Consider the following 2,012-nt stretch of genomic DNA (forward strand, 5'->3'; position numbering starts at 1 on the left):
TTGGCCGGGCCCGCCGAACTGCGGGCCCGGCGGCCCGAACTGCGGCGCCCCGAACGGTGGGGCGGTCGGGACCGACGGTCCGCCGGGGCTGCCCGGGCCGAAGCCGCCGGACCGCTGGCGCGGGGCCACCTGCGGCAAGGGCACGGTCTGCAGGATCCGCTTGACCACGTGGTCGGCGGGCACCCCGTCGGCCAGCGCGTCGTAGGAGAGCACCAGCCGGTGGCGCAGCACGTCGGCGGTGATGTCCAGGACGTCCTGCGGCAGCACGTAGTCGCGGCCGCGGACCAGCGCCAGCGCCCGGCTGGCGGCGATCAGCCCGAGCGAGGCACGGGGGCTGGCGCCGTAGGAGACCCACGAGGCGACGTCGTCCATGCCGTGCTCGCGCGGCGCGCGGGTGGCGACCACCAGCCGGACGACGTAGTCGACCAGCGCATGGTGCACGAACACCTGCGAGGCGGTGCGCTGCATGCGCACGAGGTCCTCGGGCCCGAGGACGGTCTCGGCCACCGGCGGGGTCGACCCCATCCGGTAGATGATCTCCCGCTCCTCCTCCGGGCTCGGGTAGTCGACGAGCACCTTCATGAGGAAGCGGTCGCGCTGGGCCTCGGGCAGCGGGTACACGCCTTCGGACTCGATCGGGTTCTGGGTGGCCAGCACGAGGAACGGGTCCGGCAACGGATGGCTCACCCCGCCGATCGACACCTGGCGCTCGGCCATGACCTCCAGCAGCGCCGACTGCACCTTGGCCGGCGCGCGGTTGATCTCGTCGGTGAGGACGAAGTTGGCGAACACCGGGCCGAGCTCGGTGTCGAAGGAGTCCTGTCCGGCCTTGTAGATCCGGGTGCCGATGATGTCGGCCGGCACCAGGTCGGGGGTGAACTGCAGTCGGGCGAACCGCCCACCGACGACGGTGGCCAGCGTCTCGACGGCGAGGGTCTTGGCGACGCCGGGCACGCCCTCGAGCAGCACGTGCCCGCGGGCCAGCAGCGAGACGAGCATCCGCTCGACGAGCCGGTCCTGGCCGACGATGACCCGCTTGATCTCGAACAGCACCCGCTCCAGGCGGGCGGCGTCCACCGACGGCGGGACCGACTGCCCGGCGGACTGCTCGAGCGGGGGGCTGGCGGCGCTGCTCACGGAACTCCCTGACGTGCCGGTCCACGGCCTCGACAGCTCGGTGACGTAGCGAGGCCGGCGACGGGACGGCGTTCCCGTCGCCGCCAGTGTCCTACACGTTCCTGGACGTCAGCTGGGCGCGCACACGGCGCGCGGAGGGTCCCCGAGACCGCCCGCGCGGCACGTGCACACCCCTGCCCGCAGCCCCTGCCGACTGCTAGCCTCGGTGCTGCGTCGGGCAGCTCCCCCCGTGGCTGCCCGACGCCCCGTCTGCCGGGGCTCAACCGGTCGGCCGGACGGCCCCGAAGTAGTCCTTGCCGTACCACATCGACGTGGTCCGCACGACGTCCCCGCTCTGCGGTGCGTGGACGACCTGGCCGCCGCCGATGTAGAGCGCCACGTGGTAGATGGACGTGTAGGACGAGTCCGAACCCCAGAAGACCAGATCGCCCGGCTGAAGGTCCGACGCGGCCACGGTGGAGTGCCGGAAGCGCCAGTACTGCTCGCGGCTGGTGCCGCCGATGGCGATGCCGGCCTGCGCGTACGCGTACTCGGTCAGACCCGAGCAGTCGAATCCGAAGATCGCGGTGTCCGGCGGGATGCCGTAGCTCGGGCCCCGGCTGTTGCCGCCGCCCCAGCTGTAGGGCAGCCCGCGCTGGGACTTCGCCGCCGCGATCGCCGTCTGCACGGCCGACCCGGACGGCGCGCCGGCCGTGGTGTCGACCGGCGCCGGCGAGCCGCCGCCGGAGGACGAACCGCCCCCCGACGACGAACCGCCACCGGACGACGAACCGCCACCCGAGGACGACGGACCGGGCGACGAGCTCCCCGACGAGGACCCCGTGGACGACGACCCGCCCGACGGCGACCCGCCCGACGGCGGCCCGTCGACGGCG

Annotated in this window: 2 protein-coding genes and 1 pseudogene; 1 reads left to right on the top strand and 2 read right to left on the bottom strand. The window is 73.8% G+C overall.

Annotated elements, in window-relative coordinates; genetic code table 11:
• Positions 1–150 precede the first annotated feature (150 nt).
• Positions 151–1,077 (bottom strand): annotated as a pseudogene (locus E4P41_RS21595) (MoxR family ATPase); the annotation flags it as partial.
• A gap of 319 nt (positions 1,078–1,396) precedes the next feature.
• Positions 1,397–1,804, bottom strand: coding sequence for an NlpC/P60 family protein (locus tag E4P41_RS21600; RefSeq protein WP_245177560.1), 408 nt, complete (start codon positions 1,802–1,804; stop codon positions 1,397–1,399).
• 25 nt (positions 1,805–1,829) lie between these two features.
• Here E4P41_RS21600 and E4P41_RS23495 point away from each other — a divergent pair.
• A partial coding sequence (locus E4P41_RS23495) for a hypothetical protein (protein ID WP_245177561.1) occupies positions 1,830–2,012 on the top strand: 183 nt, incomplete at its 3' end.

The sequence above is a fragment of the Geodermatophilus sp. DF01-2 genome (assembly GCF_004571065.1).
Classification (GTDB): domain Bacteria; phylum Actinomycetota; class Actinomycetes; order Mycobacteriales; family Geodermatophilaceae; genus Geodermatophilus.